This window comes from Nocardioides iriomotensis, assembly GCF_004168035.1.
GTDB classification, from domain to species: Bacteria; Actinomycetota; Actinomycetes; order Propionibacteriales; family Nocardioidaceae; genus Nocardioides_B; species Nocardioides_B iriomotensis.
Genome location: NZ_SDPU01000001.1, coordinates 225,365 through 242,642, shown reverse-complemented (window position 1 = coordinate 242,642; position 17,278 = coordinate 225,365). Strand labels below are relative to the sequence as shown.

Annotated in this window: 24 protein-coding genes; 17 read left to right on the top strand and 7 right to left on the bottom strand. The window is 69.7% G+C overall.

Features of this window, described 5'->3' with window-relative positions:
- The first annotated feature begins 185 nt into the window (after positions 1–185).
- The 5 genes from rpsL to trmB all read left to right on the top strand — a co-directional run bounded on the left by rpsL (position 186) and on the right by trmB (position 5,410).
- Positions 186–560 carry a 30S ribosomal protein S12 gene (rpsL, locus tag ETU37_RS01240; protein ID WP_027860526.1) on the top strand — a complete coding sequence of 125 codons (375 nt, stop codon included), beginning with the start codon at positions 186–188 and terminating at the stop codon, positions 558–560.
- The gene (gene rpsG / locus ETU37_RS01235; protein WP_129985047.1) at positions 560–1,030 is read left to right on the top strand and encodes a 30S ribosomal protein S7; all 471 of its coding nucleotides are present in this window, start codon (positions 560–562) and stop codon (positions 1,028–1,030) included. The genes rpsL and rpsG overlap by 1 nt, the downstream gene beginning before the upstream one ends.
- A gap of 107 nt (positions 1,031–1,137) precedes the next feature.
- Complete coding sequence (fusA, locus tag ETU37_RS01230) at positions 1,138–3,249, top strand: elongation factor G (RefSeq protein ID WP_129985046.1); 2,112 nt, start codon at positions 1,138–1,140, stop codon at positions 3,247–3,249.
- Positions 3,250–3,315: 66 nt separating this feature from the next.
- Positions 3,316–4,509 carry an elongation factor Tu gene (tuf, locus tag ETU37_RS01225; protein WP_129985045.1) on the top strand — a complete coding sequence of 398 codons (1,194 nt, stop codon included), beginning with the start codon at positions 3,316–3,318 and terminating at the stop codon, positions 4,507–4,509.
- Between the two features lie 181 nt (positions 4,510–4,690).
- Positions 4,691–5,410, top strand: coding sequence for a tRNA (guanosine(46)-N7)-methyltransferase TrmB (trmB, locus tag ETU37_RS01220; protein ID WP_129985044.1), 720 nt, complete (start codon positions 4,691–4,693; stop codon positions 5,408–5,410).
- Between the two features lie 94 nt (positions 5,411–5,504).
- Here the strand turns inward: trmB and ETU37_RS01215 are convergent, their stop codons facing one another.
- The 7 genes from ETU37_RS01215 to ETU37_RS01185 form a co-directional block, all read right to left on the bottom strand.
- A complete protein-coding gene (locus tag ETU37_RS01215) occupies positions 5,505–5,951 on the bottom strand; it encodes a VOC family protein (RefSeq protein ID WP_129985043.1) in 447 nt (148 codons plus the stop codon).
- Between the two features lie 10 nt (positions 5,952–5,961).
- Entirely contained in the window at positions 5,962–6,426 is a 465-nt protein-coding gene (locus ETU37_RS01210) for a helix-turn-helix domain-containing protein (protein ID WP_129985042.1), read from the bottom strand.
- Positions 6,423–7,685: an MFS transporter gene (locus ETU37_RS01205; RefSeq protein ID WP_165372345.1), complete on the bottom strand. Its 1,263-nt coding sequence runs from the start codon at positions 7,683–7,685 to the stop codon at positions 6,423–6,425. Before ETU37_RS01205 ends, ETU37_RS01210 begins: the two co-directional genes overlap by 4 nt.
- Positions 7,682–8,323 (bottom strand): ArsR/SmtB family transcription factor, encoded by a 642-nt coding sequence (locus tag ETU37_RS01200; RefSeq protein WP_165372344.1) that lies wholly within the window; start codon positions 8,321–8,323, stop codon positions 7,682–7,684. The genes ETU37_RS01205 and ETU37_RS01200 overlap by 4 nt, the downstream gene beginning before the upstream one ends.
- 72 nt (positions 8,324–8,395) lie before the next feature.
- Positions 8,396–8,806: a hypothetical protein gene (locus ETU37_RS01195; protein WP_129985039.1), complete on the bottom strand. Its 411-nt coding sequence runs from the start codon at positions 8,804–8,806 to the stop codon at positions 8,396–8,398.
- 43 nt (positions 8,807–8,849) lie between these two features.
- Positions 8,850–9,404: a GtrA family protein gene (locus tag ETU37_RS01190; RefSeq protein ID WP_129985038.1), complete on the bottom strand. Its 555-nt coding sequence runs from the start codon at positions 9,402–9,404 to the stop codon at positions 8,850–8,852.
- 9 nt (positions 9,405–9,413) lie between these two features.
- Positions 9,414–10,799 carry a transaminase gene (locus ETU37_RS01185; RefSeq protein ID WP_129985037.1) on the bottom strand — a complete coding sequence of 462 codons (1,386 nt, stop codon included), beginning with the start codon at positions 10,797–10,799 and terminating at the stop codon, positions 9,414–9,416.
- 425 nt (positions 10,800–11,224) lie between these two features.
- Here ETU37_RS01185 and rpsJ point away from each other — a divergent pair, with 425 nt between their 5' ends.
- The 12 genes from rpsJ to rplN all read left to right on the top strand — a co-directional run bounded on the left by rpsJ (position 11,225) and on the right by rplN (position 17,275).
- Positions 11,225–11,533, top strand: coding sequence for a 30S ribosomal protein S10 (rpsJ, locus tag ETU37_RS01180; RefSeq protein ID WP_008360994.1), 309 nt, complete (start codon positions 11,225–11,227; stop codon positions 11,531–11,533).
- Positions 11,534–11,556: 23 nt separating this feature from the next.
- Positions 11,557–12,222, top strand: a complete 666-nt coding sequence (gene rplC / locus ETU37_RS01175) for a 50S ribosomal protein L3 (protein ID WP_129985036.1) — start codon at positions 11,557–11,559, stop codon at positions 12,220–12,222.
- A 2-nt stretch (positions 12,223–12,224) separates the two neighbouring features.
- A complete protein-coding gene (gene rplD, locus ETU37_RS01170) occupies positions 12,225–13,124 on the top strand; it encodes a 50S ribosomal protein L4, sunset domain variant (protein ID WP_129985035.1) in 900 nt (299 codons plus the stop codon).
- On the top strand, positions 13,121–13,426 hold the full coding sequence (gene rplW / locus ETU37_RS01165; protein WP_129985034.1) for a 50S ribosomal protein L23: 306 nt from the start codon (positions 13,121–13,123) through the stop codon (positions 13,424–13,426). The genes rplD and rplW overlap by 4 nt, the downstream gene beginning before the upstream one ends.
- Positions 13,427–13,452: 26 nt before the next feature.
- Complete coding sequence (rplB, locus tag ETU37_RS01160) at positions 13,453–14,286, top strand: 50S ribosomal protein L2 (protein WP_129985033.1); 834 nt, start codon at positions 13,453–13,455, stop codon at positions 14,284–14,286.
- A gap of 24 nt (positions 14,287–14,310) precedes the next feature.
- Positions 14,311–14,592: a 30S ribosomal protein S19 gene (gene rpsS, locus ETU37_RS01155; RefSeq protein ID WP_129985032.1), complete on the top strand. Its 282-nt coding sequence runs from the start codon at positions 14,311–14,313 to the stop codon at positions 14,590–14,592.
- 40 nt (positions 14,593–14,632) lie between these two features.
- Positions 14,633–15,052, top strand: a complete 420-nt coding sequence (rplV, locus tag ETU37_RS01150; RefSeq protein ID WP_129985031.1) for a 50S ribosomal protein L22 — start codon at positions 14,633–14,635, stop codon at positions 15,050–15,052.
- A complete protein-coding gene (gene rpsC / locus ETU37_RS01145; RefSeq protein ID WP_129985030.1) occupies positions 15,052–15,873 on the top strand; it encodes a 30S ribosomal protein S3 in 822 nt (273 codons plus the stop codon). Before rplV ends, rpsC begins: the two co-directional genes overlap by 1 nt.
- Positions 15,874–15,878: 5 nt before the next feature.
- Positions 15,879–16,298 carry a 50S ribosomal protein L16 gene (gene rplP, locus ETU37_RS01140; protein ID WP_129985029.1) on the top strand — a complete coding sequence of 140 codons (420 nt, stop codon included), beginning with the start codon at positions 15,879–15,881 and terminating at the stop codon, positions 16,296–16,298.
- Entirely contained in the window at positions 16,295–16,531 is a 237-nt protein-coding gene (rpmC, locus tag ETU37_RS01135; RefSeq protein ID WP_476703571.1) for a 50S ribosomal protein L29, read from the top strand. The genes rplP and rpmC overlap by 4 nt, the downstream gene beginning before the upstream one ends.
- Positions 16,528–16,821, top strand: a complete 294-nt coding sequence (gene rpsQ, locus ETU37_RS01130) for a 30S ribosomal protein S17 (protein WP_129985027.1) — start codon at positions 16,528–16,530, stop codon at positions 16,819–16,821. Before rpmC ends, rpsQ begins: the two co-directional genes overlap by 4 nt.
- 85 nt (positions 16,822–16,906) lie before the next feature.
- Positions 16,907–17,275, top strand: a complete 369-nt coding sequence (rplN, locus tag ETU37_RS01125; RefSeq protein WP_011757324.1) for a 50S ribosomal protein L14 — start codon at positions 16,907–16,909, stop codon at positions 17,273–17,275.
- Positions 17,276–17,278: the final 3 nt, after the last annotated feature.

Sequence of the window (17,278 nt, the reverse complement as noted above, 5' to 3'; positions counted from 1 at the left end):
AGGGTCGCGTGACTGCGTGAGCAGCTCCATCCGGCTCCGCCGCCCACACTTTGAAACCCGGTCGGCGTGCCATGGGCAGGGCGACACGCCCGACCGCGGGGGTGAGCGCAGGCAGCAGGACCCAGCTCCACCCGGCAGCGTCAACAGAAGCAAACTCAGTCTCGAAAGCGAAGGGGAACCACGCGGTGCCCACCATCAACCAGTTGGTCCGCAAGGGCCGCCAGGACAAGGTGTCGAAGAACAAGACGCCCGCCCTGAAGGGTTCTCCCCAGCGGCGCGGCGTGTGCACGCGTGTCTACACGACCACCCCGAAGAAGCCGAACTCCGCCCTCCGCAAGGTCGCCCGTGTGCGCCTGTCGAGCGGCATCGAGGTCACGGCGTACATCCCGGGCGTCGGCCACAACCTTCAGGAGCACTCGATCGTGCTCGTCCGCGGCGGTCGTGTGAAGGACCTCCCCGGTGTTCGCTACAAGATCATCCGCGGTTCCCTCGACACCCAGGGTGTGAAGAACCGCAAGCAGGCTCGCAGCCGGTACGGCGCGAAGAAGGAGAAGAGCTAGTGCCTCGCAAGGGTCCCGCCCCCAAGCGTCCGCTCGACGTCGACCCGGTCTACGGCTCCCAGGTCGTGACCCAGCTGGTCAGCAAGGTCCTCAAGGACGGCAAGAAGCAGACCGCGCAGCGCATCGTCTACACCGCGCTGGAGGGCTGCCGCGAGAAGACCGGCACCGACCCCGTCGTCACGCTGAAGCGCGCGCTCGACAACGTGAAGCCGGCCCTCGAGGTCCGCAGCCGCCGTGTCGGTGGCGCGACCTACCAGGTCCCGGTCGAGGTGCGCGGCCCGCGCTCCATGACGCTCGCCCTGCGCTGGCTCGTCGGCTACTCGTCGCAGCGTCGCGAGAAGACGATGGCCGAGCGCCTCATGAACGAGATCCTCGACGCCTCCAACGGCCTCGGTGCCGCGGTCAAGCGTCGCGAGGACGTTCACAAGATGGCCGAGTCCAACAAGGCCTTCGCCCACTACCGCTGGTGACGCCCGGCCCGGTCCGTCGCGGGTGACCCCCGCCCGACGTACCGGGCTGATCGCCGCTCCGGCGGCGAACCACCAGCTCCAAGCACCGATCCCAAAGGGAAACTCCAGTGGCTGTCGACATCACCACCGACCTCAACAAGGTCCGCAACATCGGCATCATGGCGCACATCGACGCCGGCAAGACCACCACCACCGAGCGGATCCTGTTCTACACCGGCATCACCTACAAGATCGGTGAGGTCCACGAGGGCGCCGCCACGATGGACTGGATGGAGCAGGAGCAGGAGCGCGGCATCACGATCACGTCCGCCGCGACGACCTGCTGGTGGAAGGACCACCAGATCAACATCATCGACACGCCCGGCCACGTGGACTTCACGGCCGAGGTCGAGCGCTCGCTGCGCGTCCTCGACGGCGCCGTCGCGGTGTTCGACGGTGTCGCGGGCGTCGAGCCGCAGACGATGACCGTGTGGCGCCAGGCCAACAAGTACTCCGTGCCGCGCATGTGCTTCGTCAACAAGCTCGACCGCACCGGTGCCGACTTCTTCCGCTGCGTCGACATGATGGTCGACCGCCTCAACTCCACCCCGCTGGTCCTCCAGCTCCCGATCGGCGCCGAGGCCGACTTCCTCGGTGTCGTCGACCTGGTCGGCATGCGCGCCCTCACCTGGCGCGGCGAGACCAAGATGGGCGAGGACTACGACGTCGAGGAGATCCCCGCGGCGATGGCCGACCAGGCCGCCGAGTGGCGCGAGCGCTTCCTCGAGACGCTGGCCGAGGCCGACGACGAGGTCATGGAGAAGTACCTCGAGGGTGAGGAGTTCACCGTCGAGGAGCTCGAGGCCGCCATCCGTCGCGCCACCCTGGCCGACAAGCTCAACCCCGTCCTCTGCGGCACCGCCTTCAAGAACAAGGGCGTGCAGCCGCTGCTCGACGCCGTCGTGAAGTACCTGCCCTCGCCGCTCGACATCGACGGCATCCAGGGTCACGACGTCAAGGACGAGGAGAAGGTGATCGTCCGCCAGCCGAGCGACGACGAGCCGTTCTCCGGCCTGGCCTACAAGATCGCCGCCGACCCGCACCTCGGCAAGCTGACCTACGTGCGCGTCTACTCCGGCAAGCTCGAGGCCGGCTCGACCGTGGTCAACTCGGTCAACGGCCGCAAGGAGCGGATCGGCAAGGTCTACCAGATGCACGCCAACAAGCGTGAGGAGATCGCGTCGGTCGGCGCCGGCCAGATCGTGGCCGTCATGGGCCTCAAGGACACCAAGACCGGTCACACCCTGTGCGACCCGAGCAACCAGGTCATCCTCGAGTCGATGACGTTCCCGGCCCCGGTGATCGAGGTCGCGATCGAGCCCAAGACCAAGGGTGACCAGGAGAAGCTCGGCACCGCGATCCAGCGGCTGTCCGACGAGGACCCCACGTTCACCGTCAAGGCGGACGAGGAGACCGGCCAGACGATCATCGCCGGCATGGGCGAGCTCCACCTGGAGATCCTCGTCGACCGGATGAAGCGCGAGTTCCGCGTCGAGGCCACCGTCGGCAAGCCGCAGGTCGCCTACCGCGAGACCATCCGCAAGCGCGTGGAGAAGCACGGCTACACCCACAAGAAGCAGACCGGTGGGTCGGGCCAGTTCGCGAAGGTGCTGATCTCCCTCGAGCCGAACGTCGACCCCGAGACGGGTGCCGGCGCGGGCTACGAGTTCGTGAACAACGTGACCGGCGGTCGCGTGCCGAAGGAGTACATCCCCTCGGTCGACCAGGGTGGCCAGGAGGCCATGGAGTTCGGCGTGCTGGCCGGCTACCCGATGGTGGACGTGAAGTTCACCCTCGAGGACGGTGCCTACCACGACGTCGACTCGTCCGAGCTCGCCTTCAAGATCGCCGGTAACCAGGCGTTCAAGGAGGCCGCGCGGATGGCCAAGCCGGTGCTGCTCGAGCCCATGTTCGCGGTCGAGGTGACCACCCCGGAGAACTTCCTGGGCGACGTCATCGGCGACATCAACTCGCGGCGTGGCCAGGTGCAGTCCATGTTCGAACGGTCCGGCGACCGCGTCGTCGAGGCCCTCGTTCCTCTCTCCGAGATGTTCGGGTACGTTGGCGATCTGAGGTCCAAGACCTCCGGCCAGGCGTCGTACTCGATGGAGTTCGACTCGTACGCCGAGGTTCCGCAGAACGTCGCCGACGAGATCATCAAGAAGGTCCGCGGCGAGTAGTTCCGTCGGGCGCGCGTCAAACCCATCAGCAACGAGTCAGAGAAAACTAGCTAGGAGGAGCCCCAAGTGGCTAAGGCGAAGTTCGAGCGGACTAAGCCGCACGTCAACATCGGCACGATCGGTCACATCGACCACGGCAAGACGACGTTGACCGCAGCGATCACCAAGGTGCTGCACGACAAGTACCCGGACCTCAACCCGTTCACGCCGTTCGACGAGATCGACAAGGCTCCGGAGGAGCGTCAGCGCGGTATCACCATCTCGATCGCGCACGTCGAGTACCAGACCGAGGCTCGTCACTACGCTCACGTCGACTGCCCGGGTCACGCCGACTACATCAAGAACATGATCACCGGCGCGGCTCAGATGGACGGCGCGATCCTCGTGGTCGCCGCCACCGACGGCCCGATGCCGCAGACCCGTGAGCACGTGCTGCTCGCGCGTCAGGTCGGCGTGCCGGCGATCGTGGTCGCGCTGAACAAGTGCGACATGGTCGACGACGAGGAGCTCATCGAGCTCGTCGAGATGGAGGTGCGCGAGCTCCTCTCCGAGTACGAGTTCCCGGGCGACGACATCCCCGTCGTGCGCGTGGCGGCCTTCCCGGCCCTCAACGGCGACGCCAAGTGGGGCGAGTCGGTCCTCGAGCTCATGCAGGCCGTGGACGACTACATCCCGCAGCCGGAGCGCGACATCGACAAGCCGTTCCTGATGCCGGTCGAGGACGTCTTCACCATCACCGGTCGCGGCACGGTCATCACCGGCCGTATCGAGCGCGGCATCGTGAAGGTCAACGAGGAGGTCGAGATCATCGGCATCCGCGAGAAGTCGCAGAAGTCGACGGTCACCGGTGTCGAGATGTTCCGCAAGCTCCTCGACGAGGGCCAGGCGGGCGAGAACGTCGGTCTGCTCCTCCGCGGCACCAAGCGCGAGGACGTCGAGCGCGGCATGGTCGTCATCAAGCCGGGCACCACGACCCCGCACACCGACTTCGAGGCCTCCGTCTACATCCTCTCGAAGGAGGAGGGCGGCCGTCACACGCCGTTCTTCAACAACTACCGTCCGCAGTTCTACTTCCGCACCACGGACGTGACGGGCGTCGTGACCCTTCCCGAGGGCACCGAGATGGTCATGCCGGGCGACAACACCGACATGTCGGTCCAGCTGATCCAGCCGATCGCGATGGAGGACGGCCTCCGCTTCGCGATCCGCGAGGGTGGCCGCACCGTCGGCGCCGGCCGCGTCACCAAGATCAACAAGTAGTCACAGTCGAAGGCCCCGCAGCGCCGCTGGCGCTGCGGGGCCTTCGTGCTGTGACTACTTGTCCACGCTGACCCGGCTCTTACCTCCCGATTCCTCTGCTCCGCTCCTCCATCGGGAGGTAAGAGCCGGGTCAGCGGACTGCCATGCTGTACCTCGACCGCAGTCTTCACCGGAGATCGTCATGACTGTCCGCCCTGCGCGGCCGCACCAGAAGCTCACCGCCGACGGCCGCCGGATGCGCGAGGTGCTGACCTATTCCCGCCGCGGCGCGCGCTTCACCCCGTCGCGCCAGGTGGCGTGGGACGCGTACGGCGAGCGCTACTGGATCCCCGACGAGGTCGTCGACGACCCCGGCTTCCGGCTGGCCGACTGGTTCGGCCGTGAGGCGCCGCTCGTGGTCGAGATCGGTCCCGGCATCGGCGAGGCTACGGCCGCGCTCGCCGCGACCCGGCCGGCGACGAACGTGCTGGCCATCGAGGTCTGGCGCCCCGGCGTCGCCGACATCGTCGGCCGCGTCGGCGAGGCCGGCCTCGACAACGTCCGCGTGCTCGGCGTCGACGCCGTGTGGTCGCTGGAGAACCTCGTCGACCCCGCCGGCCTGGCCGGGCTCTGGACGTTCTTCCCCGACCCGTGGCCGAAGAAGAAGCACCACAAGCGCCGGATCGTGAACCCCGCCTTCGCGCGTCTGGCCGCGAGCCGGCTCGCGCCGGGGGCGCAGTGGCGGCTCGCGACCGACTGGGCGGAGTACGCCGAGGTGATGCGCGAGGTGCTCGACGCGGAGCCGCTGCTCGACGGCGGCGAGGTGCCGCGCTGGGACGAGCGGCCGGTCACGAAGTTCGAGCGCAAGGGTCTGCAGGCGGGTCGCGCCATCCACGACTTCGCCTACACGCGCGTCGGCTGAGACCGGCACTTCCAGGCCAAGTCATGCACTTCCAGGGCGTCGTGCTGCCCTGGAGGTGCAGGAGTCCCTGGTGAACCAGGGACTCCCGCAGCCCTCACCCCGAGAAGTCGACGCCGGCGAAGTCCTCGGGCGTGTAGTCGTGCGGCTCGACCAGGACCATCCAGTTCCCGGAGGTGTCGCGCATCAGCGCCTCCACGCCGTACGGGCGCTCCTCGGGCTCCTGGAGGAACTCGACGCCCTTGGCCTTGAGCTCCTGGTACGTCGCGCGGCAGTCGTCGACGTGCAGGCCGACGCCGGGGAGGCCGCCCTCGTCCTGGGCGCGGCGCATCGCGGCGATCATGTCGTCGCTGAGCGGTTTGCTCGGGGTGGTCAGGTGGAGATGCAGCTCGGGCTGCTTGGGGTGGAAGACCGTGCACCAGCGGAAGTCCTCACCCATGCGGATGTCGTCGCCGGGCTCGAAGCCCAGGACCTCGGTGTAGAAGGCGAGGGACTCGTCGATGTCCTTCACCCAGACGCTGACCAGAGAGACGTTGGTGATCATGCGGTCGAGCCTAGGAAGGCTCGGGGTCGGTCCGCTTCTCCTCGCTTGCTGAGTCGGTACGGCGTTCGGCGAGGCCGGCCATGAACACCCAGCAGCCCGGGATGCGCGGCGCGCCCGCGGCGGCGTACCGCGCCTGGAACGCGCTCGGCGTCTCGCCGACCAGGTCGCGGAAGCGCGAGCTGAACGAGCCGAGGCTGGTGAAGCCGACGGCGTGGCACACCTCTGTCACGCTGAGGTTGGTGGTGCGCAGCAGGTCCTGCGCCCGCTCGACCCGACGCTCGGAGACGTAGAGCGCCGGGGTGATCCGGTAGGTGGCGGTGAACATCCGGTGGAAGTGGTACTTGCTCATCCCGGCCACCGCCGCGAGGTCGTCGAGCACGAGCGGCTCGGCGTAGTGCCGGTCGGCGTGGTCGCGGGCACGACGCAGCCAGACGAGGTTGTCCGCGGGGACGCGCTGCTCGGGCCGGGTGGTCACGCCCCCATCGTGCCGGAGCGGACCGACGGCTGCGCGACGGCGCGGATCACCGGGCGGCTGGCACCCCAGAGGCCGGCCACGGCCATGCAGGCACCGAACACCGCAGCGGTCGTCCTGACGGACGTCGTCGCGGCGAGCCAGCCGAAGAAGGGGGTCGCCAGGGGGAGCAGGGTGTAGTCCGACAGCATCGTCATCGACGACACCCGGCCGAGCTGGTCCTCACGGACCACCCGCTGGAAGCAGGCCGACAGGATCACCGAGGCCCACCCGGCAGTCAGCCCGATCACGACGGCACCACCGAGCGTGGCGGGCAGCCAGGCGACGCCGAGCGCGACGATCGCGCCGCCCTGCAGCACCAGCGACACGAAGCCGGACACCGCCGGCCGCCGCGGCCTCACGTGCATCGCGGCCAGGGCGCCGACGGCGGCACCGACCCCGACGCAGGCGTTGGCCGCGCCGACCACCCCCGCGCCCCAGCCGGACGCGTCCGCGCGCAGGGCGACGCCGAGCGACAGCGCGGGCCCGACGAACACGTTGAGCCCGGACAGCGTGACGACGAAGGTGCGGACCGTCGCGTCGCCGCGGACGTAGGAGACGCCGGTCCGGATCGCCCGGACCACCGGCTCGGCCGCGCTGCGGGCCAGGGGGAACCGGGGCCGCAGCACCACCGCGACCACCACGCTGATCGTCACGAAGCCGACGGCGTCGACGACCATCGCGGTGACCAGCCCCTGCGTCGCGGCGATCCAGCCGCCGAGGGCGGAGCCGGCGAGCACCGCGGCCCGCCGGACCACCTGGAAGAGGCCGCCCAGCGTGGCGAGGTCGTCGGCGTGCACCATCTGGCGCGGCATCGTCGAGGTGGCCGGGAGGTAGAAGGCGTCGGCGGCGCCGAAGACGCAGGCCACGGCGATCAGCAGCGGGACCGGCGCGACGCCGGCGTTCCAGAGGGCGGCGCCGACGAGCAGCGTCGTCACGCGTACGGCGTTCGCCGCCACCATCACGAGGCGGGTGTCGAGCCGGTCCGCGATCGTGCCGCCCACGAGCAGCAGCACTGCCTGCGGCACCATCCCGACCGCTACGACCACGCCGGCGACGCCAGGTGAGGCGACGTTCACCGCGGCCCAGGCGACCCCGACGAACCAGATGCTGTCGCCCACGAAGGCCAGGAACGACGCGGCCGCCCACACCCACACCACGCGGTCGCGGGTGGGCGGGGGCAGGGTGCGCCCGGCGGAGTCAGGGATCAGCGTCTCGGTCACCGGGTGCCGCCCTCGACGCTCGGCACCACGTGGGCGAAGGCGAGCACGTGCCGCCGGTCGGCGTCGGGGTGGACCTGCTGGTCGTCGTGCACCTCGTAGGCCCAGGTGCGGAAGACCTCGTTGACCCGGGTGAGCAGGTCCTCGACCTGCTCGGCCGTCGCCGCGATGCCGGTGTCGCTCGAGCCGCCCGCCCGCCGCCACGCCCCGGGCAGCTCGTGCCGCCGGGTCCGCCACGTGCGCATCGCGGCGACGTGTCGGTCGTCGTTGGCCTTCTCGGCCAGACCGACCACCTCGCGCGCGCGGCTGCCGGGCGGGTAGTCGAGGGCGTCGTAGGACACGCTCGTCCGGGCCAGCCGCCACCAGCTCGCGCGGGTGTCGGCGGCGAGCTCGGGGGCGGGCTCGACGAAGCCGGCGCGGTGCAGCGGCTTGAGATGGTGGCTCACGCTGCCCGGGGCGATGCCGAGGCGGTCGGCGATCATCCCGACGCTCGCCGGGCCGTGCACCGAGATCGTCTCGAGGATCTTCTGGCGGGTCGGGTGGTAGTAGGCGATCAGCTGCTCGATGACCTCGGGCCCCTCGGGCGAGGGCGCGGTGTCGGCGTGGCGCTGGTCGGCGGTGCGGCGGGTCCGTCGTGTCACAGCCAGGACGCTAGAGACCCGGCCCGACTCTCACAAGCGCACTTGTATAACTCGGGGTACGGCGGCCGGGGGTCAGGCAGCGTCGTCGACGTCGAGCCCGGCCTGGTACAGCAGCCACTCCACGCGTCGGCGCTCAGCGTCGAGCTCCGGTCCGGGCGGCAGCACGCCGAGCAGGTGCTCGATGCCGAGCGCGCGGCAGCCCTCGGCGAGGACCTTGTCGTAGGCCCAGCGGGTGCTCTCGTACTTCACGAACGTCAGCCCGCGGTGCGGGTGGTGGAAGCGGTGGCCGAGACGCCGCGCGTCGTGGGCGATCACCTCGATGGGCCGGCTGTCGGCCGTGGGGCGCACCCGCCGGGGCACCAGCGCCCAGAGGCGCCGGCCGACGCGCTCGCCCGTCCGCAGCACCCGCCGGCGGACACGGACGTTGAGCGCCGCACCGATCGCGGCGATGACGAAGGCCAGCACGGCCCAGTCCGCGGCCACGACCAGAGAGTAAGCCCGGGACGCGGGCGGCGTCACCGGGGTATCAGCGCGACAGCAGGGACGCGCGCCGGGCGGCCCGGACGGCGCGGAACGCCCAGAACTTGTTGGTCACGAACGACACCGGGGTGATCATGACGACCGCGATGAAGTTCGCCCAGAGCAGGCGCGAGCGGAAGGCCGAGCTGTCGTCGAACACGGACTCCGGGAGCGACAACGGGGAGTGCGGGTGGATCAGCAGCGTGACGATCAGCAGGTTGAGCCCGAGCGCGAGCAGGCCGACGGTCAGGAACGGGAGGTACTCCGAGAGCCACGGCCGCTTGTGCACGGCGCTGCGGAACGCCCACGAGCGGTTGAGCTGGAAGTTCCACAGGTTGGCGACGAGGAACGCGAACGCCGTGTAGAGGTGGTACCAGCGCACGTTGTAGTCGGTGAGCGGCAGGTCCAGCCACACCTGCGTGTACGTCGGGCCGAGCTGCTCGACCAGACGCAGCGTCACGAGGTTCACGACCACGCCCGACGCGCCGACCAGCGCGAACCGCCCCAGCAGCACCCAGTTGTGGCCGTGCCGCTCGACCATCACGCGGCGCCACCAGCTCATGCAGAAAGGCTACCGACCGAGCAGAGCGGCCACGGCGTCTCCGAACACCTCGGTGTGCAGGTCCACGTCCGCCTCGGTGTGGTGCGGCGAGAACAGCGCCATGTTGTGGAACGGCGTGAGCAGGATGCCCCGGTTCAGCGCCCACAGGTGCATGAACGCCTCGAGCTCCTCGTCGACCGCGGCCGCGGCGGCGGCCCCGTCGCGCGGCGGCGGGCAGAACCAGTACTCCGCGCGGGCGCCCAGGCGCTGGACGTGCCATGGCAGCCCGTGCTCGGCGATCCCCCGGGCCACGCCGTCGGCCCAGCGCTGCGCCAGCGGGATCGCCACCGCGAAGTCCTCCTCGCGCAGCGCCACCGACAGCGTCCGGCGCACCGCGGCCAGCGCCAGCGCGTTGCCGGTGAGGGTGCCGCCGACGCCCGCCACGTCGATGTCGTGGGACAGCATCTGCGGGCCGAGCCGGTCCGCGACCTCCTGGCTGACGCCGTACGCCGCGGCGGGGACGCCGCCACCGATCGGCTTGCCGACGACCAGGATGTCCGGGACGAGGCCCCACGCCCGGGTGGCTCCGCCGGGGCCGGCGCACAGCGTGTGCGTCTCGTCGATCACCAGGAGGGTGCCGGCCTCGCGGGTCAGGCGACGGACCTCGTCGAGGTAGCCCTCCTCGGGGAGCACGATGCCGATGTTGGTCAGCGCCGGCTCCATCAGCAGGCAGGCGACGTCGCCGTGGGCCAGGGCGGCCTCGAGGGCGGCCAGGTCGTTGAACGGCACCACCCGGGTGGTCAGCGCGACGTCGACCTGCGGGCCGAGCGCCCCGGGCCGGGGGACCACCTTGTCGCCGTCGAGGACGGCCAGGGTCTCGTCGACGGTGCCGTGGTAGCACCAGTCCATCACCGCGACCTTCGGGCGGCCGGTCAGGTGCCGGGCGAAGCGCAGGACGAACCGGTTCGCGTCCGTGGCCGACATCGCCATCTGCCAGCGCGCCAGCCCGAACCGGCGGCGCAGCTCCTCGGCGACCCAGGCCGCGTCGGTGCTGGGCAGCATGGTGGTGATCCCGGTGCTTGCGCGCTCGGTGATCGCCTCGGTGACGGCCGGCAGGGCGTGCCCCGTCATCGCTCCCGTGTCGCCGAGGCAGAGGTCGACGTACTCCCGGCCGTCGACGTCGGTGAACCGGGCCCCGGACGCCGTCTCGAAGAACACCGGGAACGCCCCCGGCCAGCGAGTCATCCAGGGCATCGGGACGCCGGCGAGCAGCGCGTCGGCGGCCTCGGCGGCCAACGCGGCCGAGCGCGGCCGGTCCGCGACGAACCGGGACTCCTCCTCGGCGTGCAGCGCCCGCAAGCGGTCGCGGTCGACCGGTGAGGACGCGGACGAGGCGGCGGAGGCGGGTTCGCTCATGCGCCGAAACTAGGGCATCGTGGGTGCGCGGGGACACGCCTCGATCGGGTCATTCCGCCTCGGTCCGGGGCCGATTTGATAAGGCACCACGACCTCTGACAAGATAGTCCGGTTGCTCCGGCGGGGTCGCCGGGGCGCAGCGCACTTTGACTCCTGAATCGGTTCCACCTGGTTGCCAGTGAGTCGCGTGCGCCGCGCCGCACCAGGAGACCCTTTCAGGCCCGACCGTGCGTCGGGTAGCCACTCCAACATCGCGAGATCGGTCTCGTGTTGCGCCCAGCATGCGCGACACGCCCGACCGCGGGGGTCGGAGGAGGCAGTGCCAAGGGGCAGCGTGACCGACCGGGTCCTCCCGGAACGGCCACTGGACTTGGCGGTACGACGAGCCCGGCGGGCTCAGGACTAGTAAAGGACGACGAGGAGCTATGGCGGGACAGAAGATCCGCATCCGGCTCAAGGCCTACGACCACGAGGTGATCGACACCTCCGCCCGCAAGATCGTTGACACGGTCACGCGCACGGGCGCAAAGGTCGCTGGCCCTGTGCCGCTGCCCACGGAGAAGAACGTCTACTGCGTCATCCGTTCGCCGCACAAGTACAAGGACAGCCGCGAGCACTTCGAGATGCGCACCCACAAGCGTCTCATCGACATCATCGACCCCACGCCGAAGACGGTTGACTCGCTCATGCGTCTCGACCTCCCGGCCGGTGTCGACATCGAGATCAAGCTCTGAGTCGCGACGAGGCCTGATAACCAATGAGCACTCTTGAACGCAACGTCCGTGGGCTGCTGGGCACCAAGCTCGGCATGACCCAGACCTGGGACGAGAACAACCGCATCGTGCCCGTGACCGTGATCGCGGCCGGCACCAACGTGGTCACGCAGGTCCGCCAGCCCGAGACCGACGGCTACAACGCCGTCCAGATCGGCTTCGGCGAGATCGACGGCCGCAAGGTGACCAAGCCGCAGGCCGGCCACTTCGCCAAGGCGGGCACCACGCCCCGTCGCCACGTCGTCGAGATCCGCACCGCGGACGCCGCGTCGTACTCCGTCGGCCAGGAGCTCTCCCCGGAGGTCTTCGCCGCGGGCGAGGAGGTCGACGTGACCGGCACCAGCAAGGGCAAGGGCTTCGCCGGAACGATGAAGCGTCACGGCTTCTCCGGCGTGGGCGCCTCCCACGGTGCGCACCGCAACCACCGCAAGCCCGGTTCCATCGGCGCCTGCGCGACCCCGGGTCGCGTCTTCAAGGGCGTCCGGATGGCCGGCCGCATGGGTGGGGACACCGTCACCACGCAGAACGTCTCGATCCACGCCGTGGACGTCGAGAAGGGCCTGATCCTGCTCAAGGGCGCCGTCCCCGGCCCCAAGGGCGGCCTCGTGGTCATCCGTTCCGCCGCCAAGTCGACCGTCAAGGAGGGCTGACCATGGCTTCCGTCAAGACCGTCAAGGTCGACCTGCCTGCGGAGATCTTCGACGTGCAGGTCAACATCCCGCTGATCCACCAGGTCGTCGTCGCCCAGCAGGCCGCGGCCCGCCAGGGCACCCACGACACCAAGTCCCGCGGCGAGGTCCGCGGTGGTGGCCGCAAGCCCTACAAGCAGAAGGGCACCGGTCGCGCCCGCCAGGGCTCGACCCGCGCGCCGCAGTTCGCCGGTGGTGGCACCGTGCACGGCCCGACGCCGCGCAGCTACGACCAGCGCACGCCCAAGAAGATGAAGGCCGCCGCCCTGCGCGGTGCCCTCTCCGACCGGGCCCGCGCCGGCCGCGTGCACGTCGTGGAGTCGTTCGTCTCCGGCGACAAGCCGTCGACGAAGAACGCCCTCGCCGCGCTGTCCAGCCTCAGCGACCGCCCGCGCGCCCTCGTGGTGCTCGAGCGGGGCGACGACCTGACCTGGCTGTCGCTGCGCAACGTCGACACCGTGCACATCCTGGCCGTCGACCAGCTCAACACCTACGACGTGCTGCTCTCCGACGACGTGGTCTTCACCAAGGGCGCGTACGACGCGTTCGTGGCGGGCCCGTCGACCGGCAAGTCGGTCAAGGCCGTCGCGACCTCCACCGAGGCCGCCGACATCGAGGACGACAAGGTCGGCGTCGTCGCCGAGGCGCCGTTCGAGGGTGCCGCTGCGGCGCTCGAGGACGGCAGCGCGCCTGCCGGCTACGAGATCAAGGGCAAGTCCGACTCGAAGAAGTACCACGCCCCCGGTGGCCGCTGGTACGACAACACGACCGCTGACGTCTGGTTCAAGACGGCTGCCGACGCCGAGGCCGCGGGCTTCGTGGAGGCCGGCGCCAAGGCCAGCACCGAGGAGGCTGACCAGTGAGCACGTTCCACAAGGACCACCGCGACGTGCTGATCGCGCCGGTCGTCTCCGAGAAGAGCTACGGCCTGCTCGACGCCAACAAGTACACCTTCCTGGTGCACCCGGACGCCAACAAGACCGAGATCAAGATCGCGGTCGAGAAGGTGTTCAACGTCAAGGTCACGTCCGTCAACACCCTCAACCGGCAGGGCAAGGCTCGTCGCACCCGCTTCGGTGTCGGCCGCCGCGCCAACACCAAGCGCGCGATCGTCTCGCTCGCCGAGGGCCAGCGCATCGACATCTTCGGAGGTCCGGTCTCCTGACCGGGCAGTAGAAGGACTGAGAAGACATGGGCATCCGTAAGTACAAGCCGACCACCCCGGGCCGTCGTGGCTCGTCGGTCGCGGACTTCGTCGAGGTCACGCGTTCGACGCCGGAGAAGTCGCTGGTGCGTCCGCTCCCCAAGAAGGGCGGCCGCAACAACCAGGGCCGGATCACGACGCGCCACCAGGGCGGTGGCCACAAGCGCGCCTACCGCGTCGTCGACTTCCGTCGCTACGACAAGGACGGCGTGCCGGCCAAGGTCGCGCACATCGAGTACGACCCCAACCGCACCGCGCGCATCGCGCTCCTGCACTACGCCGACGGCGAGAAGCGCTACATCATCGCGCCGCAGGGCCTGCGTCAGGGCGCCACGGTCGAGGCCGGTCCCAAGGCCGACATCAAGCCGGGCAACAACCTGCCGCTGCGCAACATCCCGGTCGGTACCACGATCCACTGCATCGAGCTCCGTCCCGGCGGCGGCGCCAAGATCGCCCGGTCCGCCGGCATCTCGGCCCAGCTCGTCGCCCGCGAGGGCAGCCGCGCCCAGCTGCGCATGCCCTCCGGTGAGATGCGGTACGTCGACGTGCGCTGCCGCGCCACGGTCGGCGAGGTCGGCAACGCCGAGCAGTCGAACATCAACTGGGGCAAGGCCGGGCGCATGCGCTGGAAGGGCAAGCGTCCGACCGTCCGCGGTGTCGTCATGAACCCGGTCGACCACCCGCACGGTGGTGGTGAGGGCAAGACGTCCGGTGGTCGTCACCCCGTGTCCCCGTGGGGCAAGCCGGAGGGCCGCACGCGCAAGCGCAAGTCCTCCGACGCCCTCATCGTCCGTCGCCGCCGCACCGGCAAGAAGCGCTGAACAGGCTAGGGAAGGAAGAACACGATGCCTCGCAGCCTGAAGAAGGGCCCCTTCGTCGACGACCACCTGCAGAAGAAGGTGGACGCGCAGAACGAGAAGGGCACGCACAACGTCATCAAGACGTGGTCGCGTCGCTCCATGATCGTGCCCGACATGATCGGCCACACGATCGCCGTGCACGACGGCCGGAAGCACGTCCCGGTGTTCGTGACCGACTCCATGGTCGGCCACAAGCTCGGGGAGTTCGCGCCGACCCGCACCTACCGCGGGCACGTCAAGGACGACCGGAAGAGCCGCCGCCGCTGACCGCGGGTGGCAGCCGACCGAACGAGAGAGATCGAAGGTTATGAGCGTTACCGAGCGTAGGCGCGTGAGCGCCCGACGCGAGAGCCTGCTGGGCGAGGAGCCCGGCGCTTTCGCCAGCGCCCGCTTCGTCCGGATCACCCCGATGAAGGCGCGTCGTGTCGTCGACATGGTCCGCGGCATGCAGGTCGACGAGGCCCTGGCCCTGCTCCAGTTCGCCCCCCAGGCGGCGGCGCAGACGGTCTACAAGGTCCTCGAGAGCGCGGTCGCCAACGCGGAGACCACCGAGGACCTCGACCGCGGCACGCTGGTCGTGTCCAAGGCGATGGTCGACGAGGGTCCCACGATGAAGCGCTGGCGCCCCCGCGCCCAGGGCCGTGCGTCCCGCATCAACAAGCGGACCAGCCACATCACCCTCGTGGTGCAGCCGGCCGCCGACGACAACCGGAAGGGTCAGAAGTAATGGGTCAGAAGATCAACCCGAACGGCTTCCGTCTGGGCATCTCGACCGACCACCGGAGCCGTTGGTACGCCGACAAGCTCTACAAGTCGTACGTCGGTGAGGACGTCGCCATCCGTCGCCTGCTGTCCAAGGGCATGGAGCGCGCGGGCATCTCCCGCGTCGAGATCGAGCGCACCCGCGACCGCGTCCGCGTTGACATCCACACGGCGCGTCCGGGCATCGTCATCGGTCGGCGTGGCGCCGAGGCGGACCGCATCCGCGGCGAGCTCGAGAAGCTCACCGGCAAGCAGGTCCAGCTCAACATCCTCGAGGTGAAGAGCCCCGAGACCGACGCGCAGCTCGTCGCGCAGGGCGTGGCCGAGCAGCTCGCCGGCCGCGTGGCCTTCCGTCGCGCGATGCGCAAGGCGATGCAGACCACCATGCGGTCCGGCGCCAAGGGCGTCCGCATCCAGTGCTCGGGTCGCCTCGGTGGCGCCGAGATGTCGCGCTCGGAGTTCTACCGCGAGGGCCGCGTGCCCCTGCACACGCTCCGTGCGGACATCGACTACGGCTTCTACGAGGCCAAGACGACCTTCGGCCGCATCGGCGTGAAGGTCTGGATCTACAAGGGCGAGGTCGCGGGCACCCGCGCCGAGCGTGAGGCCCAGGCGGCCGCGCGCGCCGGTGCGCCGAGCCGCGGTCGCGGCGGTGCCCGTGGCGGCGACCGTCCCGGCCGGGGCAACCGTCCGTCGCGTGCGGACCGCGCACCGCAGACCGAGGCGCCGGCCGAGGCCGCCGCTCCGGCCGCCCCCGCCGGTGACAACAGCGGACAGGAGGCCTGAGTCCCATGCTGATGCCCCGCAGGGTCAAGCACCGCAAGCAGCACCACCCCAAGCGGACGGGTGCGGCCAAGGGTGGCACGAGTCTCGCCTTCGGCGACTTCGGCATCCAGGCGGTCGAGGGCCACTACGTCACCAACCGTCAGATCGAGTCGGCGCGTATCGCGATGACCCGGCACATCAAGCGTGGCGGAAAGGTGTGGATCAACATCTACCCCGACCGTCCGCTGACCAAGAAGCCGGCCGAGACCCGCATGGGTTCCGGCAAGGGCTCGCCGGAGTGGTGGATCGCGAACGTCAAGCCCGGTCGCGTGATGTTCGAGCTCTCCGGTGTTCCGGAGGACATCGCTCGCGAGGCCATGCGCCGCGCGATGCACAAGCTCCCCATGAAGTGCAAGTTCGTCACGCGCGAGGCAGGTGACTTCTGATGGCGACCACAGCCCACGAGCTGGACGACATGACCAACGTCGACCTCGAGCAGAAGCTGCGGGAGGCCAAGGAGGAGCTGTTCAACCTCCGCTTCCAGGCCGCCACCGGGCAGCTCGAGAGCCACGGCCGTCTCCGCACGGTCAAGCGTGACATCGCGCGCATCTACACCGTGGTGCGCGAGCGTGAGCTCGGGATCCGTCAGGCCCCGGGCAGTGAGGACGGTGCCGCATGAGCGAGAAGGCTGCAGAGAAGACCGTGAGCAACGAGCAGGCACGCAATTCCCGCAAGGTCCGCGAGGGCCTCGTGGTCAGCGACAAGATGGAGAAGACCGTGGTCGTCTCCGTCGAGGACCGTGTGAAGCACGCCCTCTACGGCAAGGTCATGCGCCGCACCAGCAAGCTCAAGGTGCACGACGAGCAGAACCAGTGCGGCGTCGGCGACCGGGTCCTGATTCAGGAGACCCGTCCGCTGTCGGCCACCAAGCGCTGGCGCGTCGTCGAGGTGCTCGAGAAGGCCAAGTAAGCAACGTCAAACGGCGGCTCCGGCCGCCACCGAGTTCCGCCAGGCTCAGCAATGAGAACCGGCGCGACAACCAGGAGAAGAACCGATGATCCAGCAGGAGTCGCGACTCAAGGTCGCCGACAACACCGGTGCGAAGGAGATCCTCTGCATCCGTGTTCTCGGCGGTTCGGGCCGTCGCTACGCCGGCATCGGCGACGTCATCGTCGCCACCGTCAAGGACGCGATCCCCGGTGGCAACGTCAAGAAGGGTGATGTCGTCAAGGCCGTCGTCGTACGCACCGTCAAGGAGCGCCGCCGTCCGGACGGCTCGTACATCCGCTTCGACGAGAACGCCGCGGTGATTCTCAAGAACGACGGCGAGCCGCGCGGCACCCGCATCTTCGGCCCCGTGGGCCGCGAGCTGCGGGAGAAGAAGTTCATGAAGATCATCTCGCTGGCGCCGGAGGTGCTCTGAACC

Excerpts from the sequence above, each read along its gene's own strand:
- trmB (WP_129985044.1), top strand. The coding sequence starts at position 4,691 with ATGACTGTCCGCCCTGCGCGGCCGCACCAGAAGCTCACCGCCGACGGC.
- ETU37_RS01215 (WP_129985043.1), bottom strand. The coding sequence starts at position 5,951 with ATGATCACCAACGTCTCTCTGGTCAGCGTCTGGGTGAAGGACATCGAC.
- ETU37_RS01190 (WP_129985038.1), bottom strand. The coding sequence starts at position 9,404 with ATGAGCTGGTGGCGCCGCGTGATGGTCGAGCGGCACGGCCACAACTGG.
- ETU37_RS01185 (WP_129985037.1), bottom strand. The coding sequence starts at position 10,799 with ATGAGCGAACCCGCCTCCGCCGCCTCGTCCGCGTCCTCACCGGTCGAC.
- rpsJ (WP_008360994.1), top strand. The coding sequence starts at position 11,225 with ATGGCGGGACAGAAGATCCGCATCCGGCTCAAGGCCTACGACCACGAG.
- rplC (WP_129985036.1), top strand. The coding sequence starts at position 11,557 with ATGAGCACTCTTGAACGCAACGTCCGTGGGCTGCTGGGCACCAAGCTC.
- rplD (WP_129985035.1), top strand. The coding sequence starts at position 12,225 with ATGGCTTCCGTCAAGACCGTCAAGGTCGACCTGCCTGCGGAGATCTTC.
- rplB (WP_129985033.1), top strand. The coding sequence starts at position 13,453 with ATGGGCATCCGTAAGTACAAGCCGACCACCCCGGGCCGTCGTGGCTCG.
- rpsS (WP_129985032.1), top strand. The coding sequence starts at position 14,311 with ATGCCTCGCAGCCTGAAGAAGGGCCCCTTCGTCGACGACCACCTGCAG.
- rplV (WP_129985031.1), top strand. The coding sequence starts at position 14,633 with ATGAGCGTTACCGAGCGTAGGCGCGTGAGCGCCCGACGCGAGAGCCTG.
- rpsC (WP_129985030.1), top strand. The coding sequence starts at position 15,052 with ATGGGTCAGAAGATCAACCCGAACGGCTTCCGTCTGGGCATCTCGACC.
- rplP (WP_129985029.1), top strand. The coding sequence starts at position 15,879 with ATGCTGATGCCCCGCAGGGTCAAGCACCGCAAGCAGCACCACCCCAAG.
- rpsQ (WP_129985027.1), top strand. The coding sequence starts at position 16,528 with ATGAGCGAGAAGGCTGCAGAGAAGACCGTGAGCAACGAGCAGGCACGC.
- rplN (WP_011757324.1), top strand. The coding sequence starts at position 16,907 with ATGATCCAGCAGGAGTCGCGACTCAAGGTCGCCGACAACACCGGTGCG.